The 16,697-nt window shown below is 48.0% G+C and carries 19 protein-coding genes and 1 pseudogene; 10 read left to right on the forward strand and 10 right to left on the reverse strand.

The window, feature by feature from the left end; all coding sequences use genetic code 11:
- Window positions 1-221: 221 nt before the first annotated feature.
- From azu to argF, 7 genes are all read left to right on the forward strand, one after another.
- Complete coding sequence (gene azu / locus HMPREF2551_RS01435; RefSeq protein WP_003748712.1) at window positions 222-800, forward strand: azurin; 579 nt, start codon at window positions 222-224, stop codon at window positions 798-800.
- Between the two features lie 92 nt (window positions 801-892).
- Entirely contained in the window at window positions 893-1,402 is a 510-nt protein-coding gene (locus tag HMPREF2551_RS01440) for a hemerythrin domain-containing protein (RefSeq protein WP_070836867.1), read from the forward strand.
- Window positions 1,403-1,435: 33 nt separating this feature from the next.
- Entirely contained in the window at window positions 1,436-2,056 is a 621-nt protein-coding gene (locus tag HMPREF2551_RS01445) for a glucose-6-phosphate 1-dehydrogenase family protein (RefSeq protein ID WP_003748707.1), read from the forward strand.
- Window positions 2,057-2,167: 111 nt separating this feature from the next.
- Window positions 2,168-3,301 carry a succinyl-diaminopimelate desuccinylase gene (dapE, locus tag HMPREF2551_RS01450; RefSeq protein ID WP_070836868.1) on the forward strand — a complete coding sequence of 378 codons (1,134 nt, stop codon included), beginning with the start codon at window positions 2,168-2,170 and terminating at the stop codon, window positions 3,299-3,301.
- 95 nt (window positions 3,302-3,396) lie between these two features.
- Entirely contained in the window at window positions 3,397-3,744 is a 348-nt protein-coding gene (locus tag HMPREF2551_RS01455; protein WP_070822023.1) for a VOC family protein, read from the forward strand.
- A gap of 6 nt (window positions 3,745-3,750) precedes the next feature.
- Complete coding sequence (locus HMPREF2551_RS01460; protein ID WP_070836917.1) at window positions 3,751-4,506, forward strand: methylated-DNA--[protein]-cysteine S-methyltransferase; 756 nt, start codon at window positions 3,751-3,753, stop codon at window positions 4,504-4,506.
- Window positions 4,507-4,648: 142 nt separating this feature from the next.
- Window positions 4,649-5,644, forward strand: coding sequence for an ornithine carbamoyltransferase (gene argF / locus HMPREF2551_RS01465; protein WP_070836869.1), 996 nt, complete (start codon window positions 4,649-4,651; stop codon window positions 5,642-5,644).
- Between the two features lie 98 nt (window positions 5,645-5,742).
- On the opposite strand, the gene HMPREF2551_RS01470 is transcribed toward argF, so the two are convergent.
- The 3 genes from HMPREF2551_RS01470 to hemN all read right to left on the reverse strand — a co-directional run bounded on the left by HMPREF2551_RS01470 (window position 5,743) and on the right by hemN (window position 8,497).
- Complete coding sequence (locus tag HMPREF2551_RS01470; RefSeq protein ID WP_070836870.1) at window positions 5,743-6,729, reverse strand: TraB/GumN family protein; 987 nt, start codon at window positions 6,727-6,729, stop codon at window positions 5,743-5,745.
- A 33-nt stretch (window positions 6,730-6,762) separates the two neighbouring features.
- Window positions 6,763-7,008 (reverse strand): DUF1289 domain-containing protein, encoded by a 246-nt coding sequence (locus HMPREF2551_RS01475; protein ID WP_070836871.1) that lies wholly within the window; start codon window positions 7,006-7,008, stop codon window positions 6,763-6,765.
- Window positions 7,009-7,075: 67 nt separating this feature from the next.
- Window positions 7,076-8,497 (reverse strand): oxygen-independent coproporphyrinogen III oxidase, encoded by a 1,422-nt coding sequence (gene hemN, locus HMPREF2551_RS01480; protein WP_070836872.1) that lies wholly within the window; start codon window positions 8,495-8,497, stop codon window positions 7,076-7,078.
- Window positions 8,498-8,659: 162 nt separating this feature from the next.
- Between hemN and fnr the strand changes: the two genes are divergently transcribed.
- Complete coding sequence (gene fnr, locus HMPREF2551_RS01485; protein ID WP_003748691.1) at window positions 8,660-9,394, forward strand: fumarate/nitrate reduction transcriptional regulator Fnr; 735 nt, start codon at window positions 8,660-8,662, stop codon at window positions 9,392-9,394.
- A gap of 86 nt (window positions 9,395-9,480) precedes the next feature.
- Here fnr and HMPREF2551_RS01490 read toward each other — a convergent pair whose 3' ends face one another.
- Complete coding sequence (locus HMPREF2551_RS01490) at window positions 9,481-10,431, reverse strand: CysB family HTH-type transcriptional regulator (RefSeq protein ID WP_049348254.1); 951 nt, start codon at window positions 10,429-10,431, stop codon at window positions 9,481-9,483.
- A 442-nt stretch (window positions 10,432-10,873) separates the two neighbouring features.
- Here HMPREF2551_RS01490 and HMPREF2551_RS01495 point away from each other — a divergent pair, with 442 nt between their 5' ends.
- Window positions 10,874-11,635, forward strand: coding sequence for an OmpA family protein (locus HMPREF2551_RS01495; RefSeq protein ID WP_070822028.1), 762 nt, complete (start codon window positions 10,874-10,876; stop codon window positions 11,633-11,635).
- Window positions 11,636-11,774: 139 nt separating this feature from the next.
- On the opposite strand, the gene HMPREF2551_RS01500 is transcribed toward HMPREF2551_RS01495, so the two are convergent.
- Together HMPREF2551_RS01500 and greA are read right to left on the reverse strand one after the other, a co-directional pair.
- Window positions 11,775-12,203, reverse strand: coding sequence for a DUF4149 domain-containing protein (locus tag HMPREF2551_RS01500; protein ID WP_070836873.1), 429 nt, complete (start codon window positions 12,201-12,203; stop codon window positions 11,775-11,777).
- Between the two features lie 87 nt (window positions 12,204-12,290).
- Entirely contained in the window at window positions 12,291-12,767 is a 477-nt protein-coding gene (gene greA / locus HMPREF2551_RS01505; protein ID WP_049322768.1) for a transcription elongation factor GreA, read from the reverse strand.
- A 344-nt stretch (window positions 12,768-13,111) separates the two neighbouring features.
- Here greA and HMPREF2551_RS01510 point away from each other — a divergent pair.
- Window positions 13,112-14,520 (forward strand): annotated as a pseudogene (locus tag HMPREF2551_RS01510) (PepSY domain-containing protein).
- Window positions 14,521-14,732: 212 nt separating this feature from the next.
- On the opposite strand, the gene rplS reads toward HMPREF2551_RS01510, so the two are convergent.
- The 4 genes from rplS to rpsP are packed head-to-tail and all read right to left on the reverse strand — an operon-like array spanning window position 14,733 to window position 16,635.
- Window positions 14,733-15,098 carry a 50S ribosomal protein L19 gene (gene rplS / locus HMPREF2551_RS01515; RefSeq protein WP_003679470.1) on the reverse strand — a complete coding sequence of 122 codons (366 nt, stop codon included), beginning with the start codon at window positions 15,096-15,098 and terminating at the stop codon, window positions 14,733-14,735.
- A 14-nt stretch (window positions 15,099-15,112) separates the two neighbouring features.
- Window positions 15,113-15,862, reverse strand: coding sequence for a tRNA (guanosine(37)-N1)-methyltransferase TrmD (gene trmD / locus HMPREF2551_RS01520; RefSeq protein WP_070836874.1), 750 nt, complete (start codon window positions 15,860-15,862; stop codon window positions 15,113-15,115).
- Window positions 15,862-16,371, reverse strand: a complete 510-nt coding sequence (gene rimM, locus HMPREF2551_RS01525) for a ribosome maturation factor RimM (protein ID WP_070836875.1) — start codon at window positions 16,369-16,371, stop codon at window positions 15,862-15,864. Before rimM ends, trmD begins: the two co-directional genes overlap by 1 nt.
- A 15-nt stretch (window positions 16,372-16,386) precedes the next feature.
- Complete coding sequence (rpsP, locus tag HMPREF2551_RS01530; protein ID WP_003679465.1) at window positions 16,387-16,635, reverse strand: 30S ribosomal protein S16; 249 nt, start codon at window positions 16,633-16,635, stop codon at window positions 16,387-16,389.
- Window positions 16,636-16,697: the final 62 nt, after the last annotated feature.

Consider the following 16,697-nt stretch of genomic DNA (forward strand, 5'->3'; position numbering starts at 1 on the left):
TAAAGAAATACGACCTAAACAGTAACTGTTTTCTTTTAGGTAAACTGATGTAAACTTGGCCTGAAACTTTGATTTCGTGCGAAGTTTGTAGCAAAATAACGCCTGAATTTCTTATCGCTCTGCGTGAATAAGTTTAAGTCTGGTATTTGCCTTTGTTAATATATTCGCGCGGGTTCTATTAATAGAACTTAACAAGACTCTCATCATTAGGAGATACATCAATGAAAGCTTATCTGGCTCTGATTTCCGCTGCCGTTATCGGCTTGGCTGCATGCTCTCAAGAAGCTGCAAAACCTGCTGAAGCACCTGCTGCTTCCGCTGCTTCTGAAGCTGCTCCTGCAGAAACTACTGCACCTGCCGATGCCGCTCCTGCCTCTGAAGCTGCTCCGGCCGATGCTGCCGCCGCTCCTGCTGCCGGCAACTGCGCAACTACTGTTGAAGCCAACGACGCTATGCAGTTCAACACTAAAGAAATCCAAGTAAGCAAAGCTTGTAAAGAATTCACCATCACTTTGAAACACACCGGTACCCAACCTAAAGAAAGCATGGGTCACAACATCGTCATCGGTAAAGCCGAAGACATGGACGGTATTTTCAAAGACGGTGCCGGTGCTGCTGCAACTGACTACGTTAAACCTGACGACGCACGCGTTGTTGCCCACACCAAACTGGTTGGCGGCGGCGAAGAAGCTTCCCTGACTCTGGATCCTGCTAAATTGGCCGGCGGCGAATACAAATTCGCTTGTACCTTCCCAGGTCACGGTGCTTTGATGAACGGTAAAGTTACTTTGGTTGACTAATCCGCTTTAAGCTTAAAAACAGACAGCCTGCCTTGCGCAGGCTGTTTTGTTATAATCTGGAAACATTAATTTCAGAATAAAACCTCAAAACCATGAATCCGTTTGAAACCAAAAGCGTTACTTTTGCCGAACCCATTGAAATGTTGTACGCCTGTCATGGCAAAGTGCGCCGTTTCTGCAGCCAGGTTGCCATGTTGTCGGACTATATTGCCGAAAACGGCTGCAATCAAATCGTTTTGCAAACCATCCGCCAGATTGCCCAATATTTTAATGTTGCCGCGCCGTTGCACCATGAAGACGAAGAAGAAAATTTCTTCCCGCTTCTATTGCAATATGCGCCGCAAGCTCAAGAAAGCGTTGACGAGCTGTTGCGCCAACATGTCAGCCTGCACAACAACTGGGCGGCAGTATCCGCCGAATTTGCCAAACTCGAAGCAGACAACGCCTATGTTCCTGATGCGGAAGCGTTCAAACGCTTTGTCGCAGGATATGATGTTCATCTGGCGATTGAAGAGCCGCTGTTTGATATGGGCAAAACCTTTATCCCCAAGGAAAAACTGACCGAAATCGGCGAAATTATGGCTGCACGCCGCCGCAAATAAGGCCGTCTGAAACAATCGTCTCAAGGATATATTATGCTGACCCCAAAAAGTTGCGATTTGTTCAATATTCCCTTTTTCCAATTTTCCCAGCTTAAAAAATACCAGCCTGAAAGTATTCCGCAAATTAAGGCCGACTATAAAGAAAACTGGCAGGTATGGCAGCAGCTGATCCAGCAGGTTGCCGCCGAATTGGGTGCGCCGTTTGCGCCGCCGCATATCGAACGCTGGTGTAACGGCTGGCAGGTCCGCGCCCATTTCTTTGCCTATTTCAAATACGAACAATATAAAAATTCCGCAGCAATTTTATCGATTTTGCTCAACCGCCGCCGTCTGAGCGTCAGCTTAGATTGGCACTGCTATAAAGCTGATGTTTCCCCCATTGCGTTGCCTGATTACAACCGCTGGCTGGATAATTTTGATACCGAAAAATACGCTTCATTCGATATGTGGCACGGTGCGGAAAGCGAATATGACGATTATCGTACCGTCGCCCAACAAAGCGACGGCGATAGAAAGCTTCGAGACGACAAAGATTTCTTCTGTATCGGCAAACACATCGAACGCGATGATTTGGGCAAGCAGGATGTTGCGAAATGGATAGTGGAAACAGTGGAAGAATTACTGCCGCTTTATGAAGCTTGCCATGGAAAATAACTCAGAATACTGAAAGGCAGACTGCCCATTCAGTATCTTCAAATAAACTCAAGGCCGTCTGAAAATCATATTCAGACTGTTTCAGACGGCCTGTTTTTCAAAGTAAACACAATGACCGAAACCCAATCCCTAGAACTCGCCAAAGCGTTGATTTCCCGCCCGTCCGTTACGCCGGATGACCAAAACTGCCAACAACTGCTGGCCGAACGCCTGCAAAAAATCGGTTTTGCCGTAGAAGAGCTTCATTTTGGCGACACCAAAAATGTTTGGTTGCGCCGCGGTACACAGGCTCCGGTGTTCTGTTTTGCCGGACATACCGACGTCGTGCCGACAGGCCCTGTTGAAAAATGGGATTCGCCTCCGTTTGAACCGACCGAGCGTGAAGGCCGTCTGTATGGTCGCGGTGCGGCGGATATGAAAACCAGCATTGCCTGTTTCGTTACCGCCTGTGAGCGTTTCGTTGCCGAACATCCCGATCATCAAGGCAGCATCGCGCTCCTGATTACTTCCGACGAAGAGGGCGATGCGCTGGACGGCACGACCAAAGTCGTCGATGTGTTGAAAGCGCGCGGCGAATTGATTGATTACTGTATCGTCGGCGAACCGACTGCCGTGGATAAATTGGGCGATATGTTGAAAAACGGCCGCCGCGGCTCGTTGTCGGGCAATCTGACTGTCAAAGGCAAGCAAGGCCATATTGCCTATCCGCATTTGGCCATCAATCCCGTGCATACTTTTGCCCCGGCCTTGCTGGAGCTGACGCAGGAAGTCTGGGACGAGGGCAACGAATACTTCCCGCCGACCAGTTTCCAAATTTCCAATATCAACGGCGGCACAGGCGCGACCAACGTTATTCCGGGTGAGCTGAACGTCAAATTCAATTTCCGCTTTTCTACCGAGTCCACCGAAGAAGGGCTGAAACAACGCGTCCACGCTATTTTGGACAAACACGGTGTGCAATACGATTTGCAGTGGTCTTGTTCAGGCCAACCTTTCCTAACCCACGCGGGCAAACTGACCGACGTGGCACGCGAAGCCATTGCTGAGATTTGTGGCGTTGAGGCCGAATTGTCCACTACCGGCGGCACTTCGGACGGACGCTTCATCAAGGCCATTGCCAAAGAACTCATCGAATTAGGCCCGTCCAACGCGACCATCCACCAAATCAACGAAAACGTACGTTTGGAAGATATTCCGAAGTTGTCGGCGGTGTATGAGGGTATGTTGAAACGCTTGTTGAAGTGAAAAGGCCGTCTGAAAAGTAGGATATTAGCCTGATAAAATGGTGTATATTTTTCTTAGGTAATACTGTGATAACAATTAGTTGATAAGGAGAAAAATTGAAGTACGATAATTTTTTCTTTCCCGCAGATGATCTGGTTACCAGTTGCCGTTTTTACCAAGATGTACTGGATTTGCCCGTTAAATTCGACTTTTCCGAAAGTGGCATGGTTGCTTTTCGGGTGGGCGAAGAAGAAGCTGCCATCATTCTCAAAGAGCGGAATAAATTTCCCAATATGACACCTGCTGTGTGGATTGAAGTGGATGATGTGCAGGCGAAGTATGCGGCGTTACAGGGTAGAAATATCCGTTTTCTAAGTGAACCTTTCCGTATTCGTACCGGATGGGCTGTGGAATTTTTTGATCCGTCGGGTAATCGTTTGGGGTTTGTTGATTATCGGGAGTAAATGCAGATGATTACTCTGCCTTCTTTAAACGAGCTTCCATCAAAGTGGAATGAAATCCGCGAGCGACTGGAAACCGATTTTTCCACCGGCTTCGAAGCCTTGCTGCACGAGCGTCTTACGGGACACGAAGCCAAGCAGTTTGAGCAGGATTTTATCGACAGTATCGGTTGCGCTCCTGAGGAATATGTCCGTACCCGCCGAACCATTCGACTGTTGGAAACGCGTTATCCGAATAGTCCGAATGAGCTGACTGCAGCCGCGCTTGCCACGCCTTTGGGCGAGATGTTGGCGGTGTTCGGCAGTAAGGGTTTGTGTCTGCTGGAATTTGTCGGTCAGAAACAGCTAGGGCAGGAAATCACGGCTGTCCAAAAAGCTTTGCACGGACAGTTTATTTTCCAAGAAAATGAGCAAACGCAACTTTTACGCCAAGAATTGGATTTATACTTCCAAGGCCGTCTGAAAGTTTTTGCGACACCTTTGGAAACGATAGGCACGGCCTTTCAGCAGCAGGTGTGGAATGCACTGCTGACCATTCCTTACGGTGAAACGCGCAGCTACAAGGAGCAGGCGCAACAGTTGGGCAATCCTAAGGCTATTCGCGCCGTTGCCGCTGCCAACGGGCAGAACAAGGTGTCCATCCTGATTCCTTGCCATCGCGTTATCGGCAGCGACGGCAAGTTGACCGGCTACGCAGGCGGTTTGAACCGCAAACAATCGTTGCTTGCCTTGGAGCGAGGCGAGGTTCAGACGGCCTTGTTTTGAGTTTTGATAGAGGATAAGGGGCCATGCTTCGGGCAGGCTTCGCACGTTAAAAAATTGAGCAGCAGAAGGTCGGGGAAGTCCGGCAAAGTCTGCACGGAGAAAAATGTTGGGCAACGCCCACGCTAGAAAAGAGAAATACGACATGAGCCTGAAAAACCGCCATTTTCTGAAACTTTTGGATTTCACGCCGGAAGAAATTACTGCCTATCTCGACCTTGCCGCCGAATTGAAAGCCGCTAAAAAAGCAGGAAACGAGGTGCAGCGGATGCAGGGAAAAAACATCGCCCTGATTTTTGAGAAAACATCGACCCGCACCCGTTGCGCGTTTGAAGTGGCCGCGCGCGACCAAGGGGCAGGGGTAACTTATCTGGAGCCTTCTGCCAGCCAAATCGGGCATAAGGAAAGCATTAAGGATACGGCGCGTGTTTTAGGGCGGATGTTTGACGGCATCGAGTATCGCGGCTTTGGACAGGATGTGGTGGAAGAGCTGGCCAAGTATGCAGGCGTGCCTGTGTTCAATGGTTTGACCAACGAGTTCCACCCGACCCAAATGCTTGCTGATGCGCTGACGATGCGCGAGCATAGCGGCAAGCCTTTGAACCAAATTGCGTTTGCCTACGTCGGCGATGCGCGTTACAACATGGCCAATTCGTTGCTGGTGTTGGCTGCAAAACTGGGCATGGACGTGCGTATCGGTGCGCCGAAAAGTTTGTGGCCGTCTGAAAACATTATCGAGACGGTGCAGACTGTTGCCAAAGAGACCGGCGGACGGATTTTATTGACGGAGAATGCTCAGGAAGCCGTAAAAGGCGTGGATTTTATCCATACCGATGTATGGGTCAGCATGGGCGAGCCTAAAGAGGCTTGGCAGGAACGTATCGATTTGCTGAAAGATTACCGAGTTACGCCCGAATTAATGGCCGCGGCTGAAAATCCGCAAGTCAAGTTTATGCATTGCCTGCCTGCTTTCCATAATCGCGAAACCAAAGTCGGCGAATGGATTTATGAGACATTCGGCCTGAATGGTGTGGAAGTAACGGAAGAAGTCTTTGAAAGCGAAGCCAGCATTGTGTTTGATCAGGCAGAAAACCGGATGCACACGATTAAAGCGGTGATGGTAGCGGCATTGGGCGATTGATTTTGCGCTCAACATTGCTTACCGCTTCATTTAATAGAGATTAAATAAAGGCCGTCTGAAAGAAAGAATTTCAGACGGCCTTGTTGTTGGATTGGGGTTTATTGCCAAATCAGGACTTTGGGTTCGGGCGTCACTCGATAGCCTTCTTGACGCAATAGTTCGATTAATCCTTTTTCGCTGGGTAAATGGGCAATGCCGACGGCAAAGAGGGTGCTTTGTTTGGCGGATTGCTTGCGGATTTTAGGCAGCCATGCCTGGTTGCGGCGGATCAGGAGATCGTTTTTCAGCCAATCGGACATGGCTTTGGCGTACTTGGTATCAACACGTTTGAGGGTGCGTTGTTCGGTTTCTTCCAAAAGTGGAATGAGTTCTTCAAAGCGGCCGTCTGAATAGGCTTGATGGAGTTTTTTGACATCTTCGGTTTCTTCTTTATTGGTTTTAATGCTGGCTTTCAGAAAGTTGATCATGGTTTCTTCTGGCTGTGCTTTGAAGATTGCGGAAACTTCGTCCAAGCTTTCTAATGAACCACGCGGTTTGTTGATATTGACTGCTGCGTTGGTCAGCAACATATCTGCACCGGTTTCTGAGCTATATCCTTGGGGAAATGCGCTGCCGGCAAAAACCAATGCTGCCCACGGATGGAGTTTGTCGGCAATTTTGGCGATGGGTCGGCTTTCTTCATTTTGTGAATAGATTTCTTGTAAAAGACGGAAATCTGCTTTTCCAAGCTTGCGGCTGAGCGGTTCGGTACTCATGACTTCTTTGAAGTATTTTTGATACATTTTTTTTGTTTCCGGACTGCTGTCCGGCAATGCGTCAACTTCTGTGGTCAGTTGGTCGGTGGATTGCAACAGTTTGAGGGCATCGGAAGACAAGGTCTGATTGGTTTGCCCCATGTGGATGGTGCCGAGCAGATAGGAATCGGGTTGACCTTCTTTGCTGATTTTCCAAACATTACTGGTGAGTTTGGGCTGCTGCCAGTTGAGTTCGGTAGGTTTGCTGTCGGGTGAAGTTGAGGCGGGTTTGCAGGCACCCAGGGCAAGGGCGGTCAATGGTACAAGCAGGCAGGCGAGCAGCTTTTTCATGTTTTTCCTTTTGGTGTGTGCGGTAAGGGCGGTTTAGAAATCGAGCAGGTTTTGAACCGGTTGTTCGCCCGTGTCGGGCTTTTCTGTTTTGCGGTTGCGGATTTTGGTTTTCCTGAGGGCTAGGAGGTGCATGACTTGATGTTTTTGGCTGTCGGTCATCTGGAGCCAGTACAAGCGCTCTTCCCGGCTGCGCAGGCAGCCTTTGCAATAACCTTTGGCATTGGCTTCGCAAACGCCGATGCAGGGGCTGGGAATGGGGAAGAAATCGGGTTGATCCATTTTGTTGCTTTTGATGTGAAAAAAGGCCGTCTGAAATATAACACATACTTTCAGACGGCCTAAGTGTTTATACGGTTTGTGAATATTTGGCTTTGGTTTCTTTATGGCGCAGATGATAGTCGAACACCATGGCGATGTTGCGGATCAGGAAACGTCCCTTCGGCGTAACGGTCAGGCCGTGCGGTTTGAGGCGGACCAGGCCGAGGGTTTCCAGTTGTTTCATGTCTTCCAGTTCGACCGCGAAATAACGGCTAAACGGAATGCCGAACACGCTTTCGTAAATCCGATAATCGAGCGAGAAGCGGCACATCAAATCCTGAATGATGTTGCGGCGCAAAATGTCGTCTTGATTGAGCTGGTAGCCGCGCATGATGGGCAGGTGTCCGGCGTCGAGTGCGGCGTAATAGGCATCGATGTCGCGCTCGTTTTGGGAGTAGGTGCTGCCGATTTTGCCGATAGAGGACACGCCGATCGCTACCAAGTCGCAGTCGGCATAGGTGGAATAACCTTGGAAATTTCGTTGCAGGAAACCTTCTTTGAGGGCGATGGAGAGCTCGTCGTCAGGTTTGGCAAAGTGGTCCATCCCGATGAAGACGTAGCCGCGCTCGGTCAGGGTTTGAACGCAATATTGCAGCATATCGAGTTTTTCTTCGCTGCCGGGAACGACATTGGTGTCGATACGGCGTTGCGGTTTGAAGATATGCGGCAGGTGGGCGTAGTGGTAGAGGGCAAGGCGGTCGGGGTCGAGAGACAAGACCGTGTCAATGGTGGTTTTGATGCTTTCGGTGTTTTGGTGCGGCAGGCCGTAAATCAAATCGACGCTGACGGATTTGAACCCTGCTTCGCGGGCGGCATCGATGACTTCTTTGGTTTCTTCGTAACTTTGGATACGGTTGACGGCTGCCTGCACTTTAGGATCGAAGTCTTGAATGCCGACACTCATGCGGTTGAAACCGAGTTTACCCAATTTGAGGACGGTCTCACGGCTGACTTTGCGCGGGTCGATTTCGATGGAGTATTCGCCGTTGGGGATGAGCTGGAAGTATTTGCGGATCATTTCGAAGACGCGTTCGAGTTGGTCGTCGCTCAGGAAGGTCGGCGTGCCGCCGCCGAAGTGGAGTTGCGCGAGCTGGTGTCTTCCGCCCAAATGCGGTGCCAGCAACTCCATTTCTTTTTCCAGATACTGGATATAGGCATCGGCACGGCTTTTGTCTTTGGTAATGATTTTATTGCAGCCGCAGTAGTAGCAGATGGTATTGCAGAAGGGAATGTGGATGTAGAGTGAAAGGGGTTTGTTGAGCGCGCCCATGTTGCGCAGGTTTAAAGCTTGGATATATTCGGCTTCTTTAAAGCCTTCATGGAAGCGGTCGGCGGTCGGATAGGATGTATAACGCGGACCGCTTGATGGCAAGCTGGCAATCAATTCGCGGTCGAATTCCGGTAATTCATTGTTTGTGTTGGTGTTATTTGAGATGGGGATGATTTTCATGGTCGGGGCTTGTAGTATGAAGTAAGGAAATTAGGGAAAATTTTAGTCAAAATTTCGATAGTTTGGTAGAATGCCTCATAATGATATGCCGACTTTGATATGGGTCAATAGTTATTCGGCTTAATCAGGGATTGAGAGAACTAAGCAAATTAAAGGTGCGTTATGGCTACACACAATGCAACACATCAAATGAAAACCTTGTGTTCCACATGTTCTTTACGCGAACTGTGTTTGCCTGTCGGACTAATGCCTAACGAATTTTTACAATTGGATGCGGTGATCCGTCAAAGCCGCCGTCTGAAAAAAGGCGAGTACTTATTTCGTGCCGGCGAGCCGTTTACCTCTTTATTTGCCATCCGTGCGGGCTTCTTCAAGACAACAGTCGCCAGCCAAGACGGACGGGATCAGGTAACCGGCTTTTTTATGTCGGGCGAGCTGATTGGGATGGATGGGATTTGCTCCCATATTCACAGTTGTGATGCTGTGGCTTTGGAAGACAGCGAAGTATGTGAGCTTCCGTTTACGCACATTGAAGAACTCGGTCAGGATATTCCCAGCCTGCGCTCTCACTTTTTCCGCTTGATGAGCCGTGAAATTGTCCGAGATCAGGGTGTGATGTTGCTTTTGGGCAATATGCGCGCCGAAGAGCGCTTGGCCGCATTCTTGCTCAACCTGTCTCAGCGTCTCTATTCCCGAGGTTTTGCCGCCAACGATTTTATCCTGCGGATGTCGCGTGAGGAGATCGGCAGCTATTTAGGGCTGAAACTGGAAACGGTCAGCCGCACCTTATCCAAATTCCATCATGAAGGCTTGATTTCGGTTGAACACAAGCACATCAAAATCCTGGATGCGACAACTTTGAAGAAAATGGTTTCCGGTTGTTCGCACGCTATCTGAATCTGAGGCCGTCTGAAATTGTTCAGACGGCCTTTTTAACAAAAGTTAAAGAATAATTGTTAAGTTACGCAAGTGATAGTTAGATGTTAAATTGAAAAATCTTCAACGACCGGCGTGTACAGAATGCGGTCAACCGCTTCACGGGTCAGTTTCGGCGCAAACATCTGTATAAAATCATAGGCATAGCCACGCAGGTAGGTGTCGGTGCGTAAGGCTATCCAAGTGGGCGAAGGCTCAAATAAGTGCGCCGCGTCTATCAGCTGCAAATCTTGATCGACAACGGGATCGTACGCCATTTTGGCCATCAAACCCACGCCTAAGCCTAAGCGTACATACGTTTTCAATACATCCGTATCGGCAGCCGATAAGGCAACATCAGGTTGCTCGATATGCGCTTTATTAAAGGTACGCGCAATGCTGCTGCCGGAGTTGAACGCAAATTCGTAAGTAACCAGCGGAAAAGAAGCCAAATCTTCAAGGCTTAAAGGATTGCGGCAGTCCAAAAGAGGGTGGTCGTGCGGGACAATGACGGCATGGTTCCATTCATAGCAGGGTAGTTTGCCTAACTCGGGGTGATCGTCAATGCGTTCGGTAATAATTGCCAAATCTGCTTCGCCGCTGCTGACCATTTGCGCAATGGCAGAAGGGCTGCCTTGTTTGATGGTCAAATTGACCTTAGGGTAGTTTTTGACAAATTCCGCAACGATTTTGGGCAAAGCATAACGCGCCTGGGTGTGCGTCGTGGCAATAGTCAGGGAGCCGCTGTCATGATCGGTAAATTCGCTGCCGATATTTTTAATGTTCTGTACATCGCGCAAAATCCGTTCCGAAATCTCTAACACGGCTTTGCCCGGTTGCGAAACGGAAACCACACGCTTGCCGCTGCGGATAAAAATTTGGATACCCAATTCTTCTTCAAGCAGGCGGATTTGTTTGGAAATGCCGGGCTGGGATGTAAAAAGCGCATCGGCAGCCTCGGAGACATTCAGATTGTGCCGGTAAACTTCAAGGGCGTAACGTAATTGTTGCAGTTTCATGGTGGCAGTATCGGATACGTTGTTATTGTGGATTTTGTGCGACAAACGGTCTGTAATTTAACATATTTTGCCCGGTTTTGCCCTGAGTTTTGAAAATGGTTGTTTTTAATGAAAATATCTTTTAATGATATGAAAATAGGAAATCTGTGAATGAAGGGGGGATGAAGTTTTGTTGTTTTTGTACAACTTTGGGCGGGTGAATTGGCTGATTTTGCCCTAAATTAATGACACAAGATTGATTTTTCGGCATGATTAACTACTAGGAAGCAGGCACTTCATAATTGTTTGAAGGCATCGAGTATTGACAGTTTGCCTTGCGCTTCTTTATAGTGCAACCTGATATATCCGATTTGCCGCTGTTTTGATACTGCGGCCTGTATATTGGTACTTTGCAGCGGTTGCTTTCCTAGTCCGCCGCATAACAATTTGATGAGGGAATAAAATGACCAAACAGCTGAAATTAAGCGCATTGTTCGTTGCCTTGGTTGCCTCTGGCACCGCAATGGCCAGCGAAGCGCATACCAAACATGGTTACGTTGTAAGCAGCCAATCTCAAGAAATCGTCCGTAACAACTACGGCGAATGCTGGAAAAACAGCTACTTCGACAAAGCTACCCAAGGCCGTGTTGAATGTGGTGACCGCGAAGCAGTTGCTCCTGTACAACAAGATCCTGAGTATGTTGATGAAACTGTTTCTCTGTCTACTAAAACTCTGTTCGGCTTCGACAAAGACAACCTGCGTCCTGAAGCTCAAGAAAACCTGGACTCTTTGGCTCAACGCCTGAGCAACGAAAGCGTACAAACCGTACGTGTTGAAGGTCACACTGACTTCATGGGTTCTGAAGAATACAACCAAGCTCTGTCTGAGCGTCGTGCTAACGTAGTTGCTAACTACTTGGTAGGCCATGGCGTTGCTTCTAGCAAAATCTCTGCAGTAGGTCTGGGCGAATCTCAAGCTCGCATGACTGCTACTTGTGAAGCTGAAGTTGCTAAACTGGGCAAAAAAGTTTCTAAAGCTAAGAAACGTGCTGCTCTTATCGCTTGTATCGAACCTGACCGTCGCGTTGATGTTAAAATCCGCAGCGTTGTCACTCGTCAAGTTGCTCCAGGCCAAACTATCGAAGGTCAAGGCGAATTGCCTGCTACTGATGAAGGTTGGATCCCAGCTCCTTACAATGGCGTTCACGGTTACGCTAAACCTTAATCGGTTTGTGAAAAATGCCCTGCAATATGCGGGGCATTTTTTTATGGTTTGTATTTGAGTAATCAAGATAATTCGTGATTTCAAAATAAGAAGGGCCGTCTGAAAGATTTATTTTCAGACGGCCTTTTATTAAAACAGTTTAGTTTGGCCTGGGCCATTTCCATACGCACATAGCTGCCAGTATCGTACAGATTAAAAAAATAATACTGGATAAACCATGCCAAATGCCGAATGTTCCGCCTACTAGGGATAAGAGCCAGTTATCCAGTCCGTACTTGTGCGCTTCGATAACCGGCGTAACCAAAAGATGATTACAGGCTAAGAGTAGCCAAAGTACCAAAACCCACCAAGAGAGGGAGGCAAGTTGCCGTCTGAAAAAGGCATAGGCTGCGCCAAAAATAACTAAGCCGCATATTGCGGTAATGGCAAACAAAATGCCGGCAATTTCGCCTGCCAGCATCTTAGGCAGGAGATGGAATAGGATGGGGGCGACAATGTAGCCGGCTGTCAGTTGCATGCCTAGCCAAATGGCAGCAGCGGTTTGAGTGATTTTGTAGGGTAGACTCATCTGGTTTCTCTTTGGAAAATTCTGTTTTAGTTGTGATGGTGTAACAAAAGGCCGTCTGAAAACATTTTCAGACGGCCTTGAGTTTATTTAGATGTATTGTACGGAAATAATATCATACTCACGCACGCCGCCGGGGGCCTGAACTTCTGCAACGTCGCCTTCTTCTTTTCCGATCAAGGCACGGGCAATTGGGGAGCCAACATAGATTTTGCGTTCTTTAATGTCTGCTTCGTCTTCACCGACAATTTGGTAGGTAACCTGTTCTTCGGTTTCCAAATCTTCCAGTGTTACTGTTGTGCCAAATACGATTTTGCCTTCGGCATGGATTTCGGCAGGATTGATGATGTGGGCCATAGAGAGTTTGTGTTCCAGCTCGGCAATACGGCCTTCGATAAAGCCTTGGCGCTCTTTGGCGGCTTCGTATTCGGCATTTTCAGACAAATCACCGTGTGAACGTGCTTCTGCAATGGCTTCAATAATTTCTGGACGAGCCACGCTTTTGAGGTGTTGAAGTTCTTGTTTCAATAATTCTGCACCGCGGACGGTCAAAGGGATTTTTTGCATAAGATTCTCCATGAAAGCATGATGATGCTTTTAAAATTTTATCCGGCCACGCGCGGTAGCCGGATTGGAAATAAAAATACAAGCCGCCAAAGCTTGGCGGCTTGATGAATAAATAAGTAATGCCTGTATTCTACCAAATTCTGCCGAAACCGCAATGATTAAAATGGGTTTTCAGTAAAGTGTTGTTTTCTGTCTATTTTGTTTTTTCAGACGGCCTACAAACTAAATGTTGAAGTATTTCAAAGCTGCACTTGAAAAACGGTTTCGTAAATGAATGGTTTTGATTAAAATGTTCTCTAATAATCCTTAAGGATTAGTCTACTTTAATTATATAAAGAGAATATATGGAAACAAAACCAACTTCCCCAAATGAACAACAGGCTAACCGCCGTTATTTGACTGTTTGGCGATGGCATTTTTATGCCGGACTTTTGGTCGCGCCGTTTTTAACCCTGCTGGCTGTTACAGGGTTGGGAATGCTGTTATTTGCCAATACCAGCGGTAAAGAGGGCGAGCGGATACATGTTACGCCCAAGCAGTGGTGCAGCCTCTGTCGGCTCAGGCTGAAGCCGCCAGACAGTTTGTGAATCCGGAAACTGCTTCTGTGGTGCAGTATATTGCGCCGCGCGCAGATGATATGGTGGCCGTGTTTCGTGTGAACAACGACGATAAAGCCACTATGGTTGCCGTTGATCCTTATACGGCAAAAGTCGTGAATACGATGCCACGCGGTCAAGGCTGGTATCACACGATGGACGAAATCCACGGCGATATGATGATGGGTGCGACTGGTGACTACCTGTTGGAAACTGCTGCGTCGCTAACCATCATCATGATTGTGACCGGTATCTATTTGTGGTGGGTGAAACAGCGTAGTCTGAAGGCCGTCCTTTTGCCTAAAGCAGGCAAAGGCCGTTCTTGGTGGCGCAACCTGCACGGTGCATTTGGCTCTTGGGTTTCTTTGATTTTGCTGCTGTTTTGTTTTTCTGGTATTGCTTGGGCAGGTATTTGGGGTGGTAAAGTGGTTCAGGCATGGAGTCAATTCCCAGCTGGTAAATGGGGCGTGGAGCCTAATCCGGTATCTTCCGTGCTAACTCATGGCGATGTGTTGAATGATGGCAAATCCAAAGAAGTGCCGTGGATTTTAGAGCTGACGCCTATGCCGGTTTCCGGTACGACACTGGGCGAAAACGGCATTAATCCAAGTGAACCGATGACTTTGGAAACGGTTGACCGCTTTGCGCGCGAAATTGGCTTCAAAGGCCGATATCAGTTGAACCTGCCTAAGGGTGAAACCGGCGTATGGACGCTGTCGCAAGACTCAATGAGCTACGATATGGTTAGTCCGGCTGCGGATCGTACGGTACACATTGATCAATACAGTGGCAAAATCCTGGCTGATATTCATTTTGACGATTACAACTGGTTTGGCAAGTTCATGGCGGCAAGCATTGCTTTGCATATGGGTACGCTGGGTTGGTGGAGCGTGTTGGCAAATGTCTTGTTCTGTCTGGCGATTATCTTTATCTGTGTCAGCGGCTGTGTAATGTGGTGGAAACGCCGTCCTTCGGAAGCACGTGGTTTGGTTCCTCCTGCACAGAAAATCAAATTGCCGGTATGGTGGGCAATGGCTGCGCCACTTCTGATTTTGGCCGTGATTTTCCCAACAGGTATTGCCGCAATCGCTGTTATTTGGATTTTGGATACAATGTTATTGTCGCGTATCCCAGTATTTGCAAGATGGTTTAAATAACCGCTCGATGTAATTAAAGGCCGTCTGAATCTTTTGTTTCAGACGGCCTTTTTTATAAAGGTTAGAAGAGGTAGAGGGAGTTATGATTCTGTTTAAGTTTATGCGTGAAAAAGGGGATTGTGATTGGCTTTCGTTATTGCGTAATAAAGACGAGGAATTTTATATAAAAACAAAAAACCCACTTCATTGAAGTGGGTTTTTGAAAAAAGAGATTAGCCTTTGCGAGCAGGCAATTTTTCTTTAATGCGGGCTGCTTTACCGGTCAGGCCACGCAAGTAGTACAGTTTGGCGCGACGTACGTCACCACGGCGTTTAACTTCGATTTTTTCTACGGTAGGAGAGTACAGTTGGAAAGTACGTTCTACACCTTCGCCGCTAGAGATTTTGCGAACGATGAAGTTGCTGTTCAGGCCACGGTTGCGGCGAGCGATAACAACACCTTCGTATGCTTGCAGACGGCTGCGAGAACCCTCAACTACGCGCACAGATACGACAACGGTGTCGCCTGGAGCGAATTCAGGGATTTCTTTGTTCAAGCGAGCGATTTCTTCTTGCTCTAATTGTTGAATCAAGTTCATTTGTTTTTCCTAAGTTATGATTGGATTTCCTGTTGCTCTTGCAAGATTTCTTTTAAGAGGCGGGATTCCTTTGGGATTAAACTGCGCTTTTCCAATAAATCAGGTCGGCGCTCTAAAGTGCGTCGCAGCGATTGTTTCAATCTCCACTCGGCAATCAAGCCATGATTTCCTGAGCGTAAGACCTCGGGAACCATCATGCCTTGGAATTCTACGGGTTTGGTGTAATGAGGACAGTCTAAAAGGCCGTCTGAAAACGAGTCTTGTTCGGCTGACTGTATATCGCCCAATACACCCGGGACCAATCTTAAGACGGCATCCATCAACATCATGGCGGGTAATTCACCGCCCGAGACGACAAAGTCGCCAATGCTGATTTCTTCGTCCACACTGCTTTGCAGCAGTCTTTCATCTATGCCTTCATAGCGTCCGCATAGAAGAACAAGATGGGGCAGTTCGGCAAGTTCTGCAGCTTTTTTATGTGTCAGCGGCTGACCTTGCGGACTGAGATAAATTACTTTGGCAGGTTTTTGCGAGTTTACTTTGGCTTCTTCAATTGCTGCTTGAAGCGGTGGCGCCATCATAATCATTCCCGGACCACCTCCGAAGGGGCGATCATCGATATAGCCAAGTTTGTTGTCGGCAAATTTTCGGGGATTGATGGCTTGAAACTGCCAAAGATTTTGTTTTTTTGCTCTGCCTGTAACGCCGTATTCGACAATGCTGTCGAACATCTCCGGGAAAATGGTGATGGCTTGAATAAGCATCAGTAGTCCAAACCCCAGTCGGCGATAATGGTTTTGCTGTCGGTATCGACAGATTCGATATAGTTGGAGACAAAGGGAATCAGGATTTGTCCGTGTTCGCCTTTAATCATCAAAACATCATTTGCACCGGTTTCCATCAGGTTGCTGACTTTGCCGAGGACGATGTTTTCTTTATTGATGACGGTCATGCCGACTAAATCTGCCCAGTAGTATTCGTCTTCCTCAGTAGGGGCGAATGACTCTCTGGGGATTTCGATGGTATAGCCACGCAAGGCAAATGCTTGATCGCGATCGTCTATACCTTCAAATTTGACCTGAAGTTCGCCATTGACAATTTTACCTGCCTCAAGCACAACATCCAGGGTTTTGCCATCCTTGCACAACTGCCACTCGGGGTAGTCCAGCAGGCTGTCGGTATATTCGGTATTGGCGGCAATTTTAAGCCAGCCTTTAATGCCGAATACGCCTTTGATGTAGCCCATGGCTACCCGTTTTTGAGTGTCTGTCATGGTCGTTTCGGCTGATTAAGCAGCGATTTTTTGCTCTTTAATCAGTTTGGCAACTGCGTCGCTAACTTTCGCGCCTTGAGCAACCCAGTGGTTGATGCGGTCTGCGTCAAAACGTACGCGTTCTTGTTTTTCATTGGCAACGGGGTTGTAGAAACCTACGCGCTCGATGAAGCGGCCGTCACGACGGTTGCGAGAGTCAGTTACGACTACGTTGTAGAAAGGGCGGTGTTTTGAGCCGCCGCGAGCCAAACGGATAACTACCATTTTGAGTCCTTTTGAAAAATGCGGATATATAGAAACCGCTAATTTTAGGATATTTCACACGG

The organism is Neisseria sp. HMSC066H01 (genome assembly GCF_001837375.1).
Lineage (GTDB): Bacteria > Pseudomonadota > Gammaproteobacteria > Burkholderiales > Neisseriaceae > Neisseria.

Bases quoted from the DNA above. Each gene is read 5' to 3' on its own strand.
- dapE (WP_070836868.1), top strand. From the start codon at position 2,168: ATGACCGAAACCCAATCCCTAGAACTCGCCAAAGCGTTGATTTCCCGC.
- HMPREF2551_RS01495 (WP_070822028.1), top strand. From the start codon at position 10,874: ATGACCAAACAGCTGAAATTAAGCGCATTGTTCGTTGCCTTGGTTGCC.
- rpsP (WP_003679465.1), bottom strand. From the start codon at position 16,635: ATGGTAGTTATCCGTTTGGCTCGCGGCGGCTCAAAACACCGCCCTTTC.
- fnr (WP_003748691.1), top strand. From the start codon at position 8,660: ATGGCTACACACAATGCAACACATCAAATGAAAACCTTGTGTTCCACA.
- HMPREF2551_RS01470 (WP_070836870.1), bottom strand. From the start codon at position 6,729: ATGAAAAAGCTGCTCGCCTGCCTGCTTGTACCATTGACCGCCCTTGCC.
- azu (WP_003748712.1), top strand. From the start codon at position 222: ATGAAAGCTTATCTGGCTCTGATTTCCGCTGCCGTTATCGGCTTGGCT.
- HMPREF2551_RS01440 (WP_070836867.1), top strand. From the start codon at position 893: ATGAATCCGTTTGAAACCAAAAGCGTTACTTTTGCCGAACCCATTGAA.
- HMPREF2551_RS01490 (WP_049348254.1), bottom strand. From the start codon at position 10,431: ATGAAACTGCAACAATTACGTTACGCCCTTGAAGTTTACCGGCACAAT.
- HMPREF2551_RS01475 (WP_070836871.1), bottom strand. From the start codon at position 7,008: ATGGATCAACCCGATTTCTTCCCCATTCCCAGCCCCTGCATCGGCGTT.
- trmD (WP_070836874.1), bottom strand. From the start codon at position 15,862: ATGCTTATTCAAGCCATCACCATTTTCCCGGAGATGTTCGACAGCATT.
- greA (WP_049322768.1), bottom strand. From the start codon at position 12,767: ATGCAAAAAATCCCTTTGACCGTCCGCGGTGCAGAATTATTGAAACAA.
- argF (WP_070836869.1), top strand. From the start codon at position 4,649: ATGAGCCTGAAAAACCGCCATTTTCTGAAACTTTTGGATTTCACGCCG.
- HMPREF2551_RS01500 (WP_070836873.1), bottom strand. From the start codon at position 12,203: ATGAGTCTACCCTACAAAATCACTCAAACCGCTGCTGCCATTTGGCTA.
- HMPREF2551_RS01445 (WP_003748707.1), top strand. From the start codon at position 1,436: ATGCTGACCCCAAAAAGTTGCGATTTGTTCAATATTCCCTTTTTCCAA.
- HMPREF2551_RS01460 (WP_070836917.1), top strand. From the start codon at position 3,751: ATGATTACTCTGCCTTCTTTAAACGAGCTTCCATCAAAGTGGAATGAA.
- rplS (WP_003679470.1), bottom strand. From the start codon at position 15,098: ATGAACTTGATTCAACAATTAGAGCAAGAAGAAATCGCTCGCTTGAAC.
- rimM (WP_070836875.1), bottom strand. From the start codon at position 16,371: ATGACAGACACTCAAAAACGGGTAGCCATGGGCTACATCAAAGGCGTA.
- hemN (WP_070836872.1), bottom strand. From the start codon at position 8,497: ATGAAAATCATCCCCATCTCAAATAACACCAACACAAACAATGAATTA.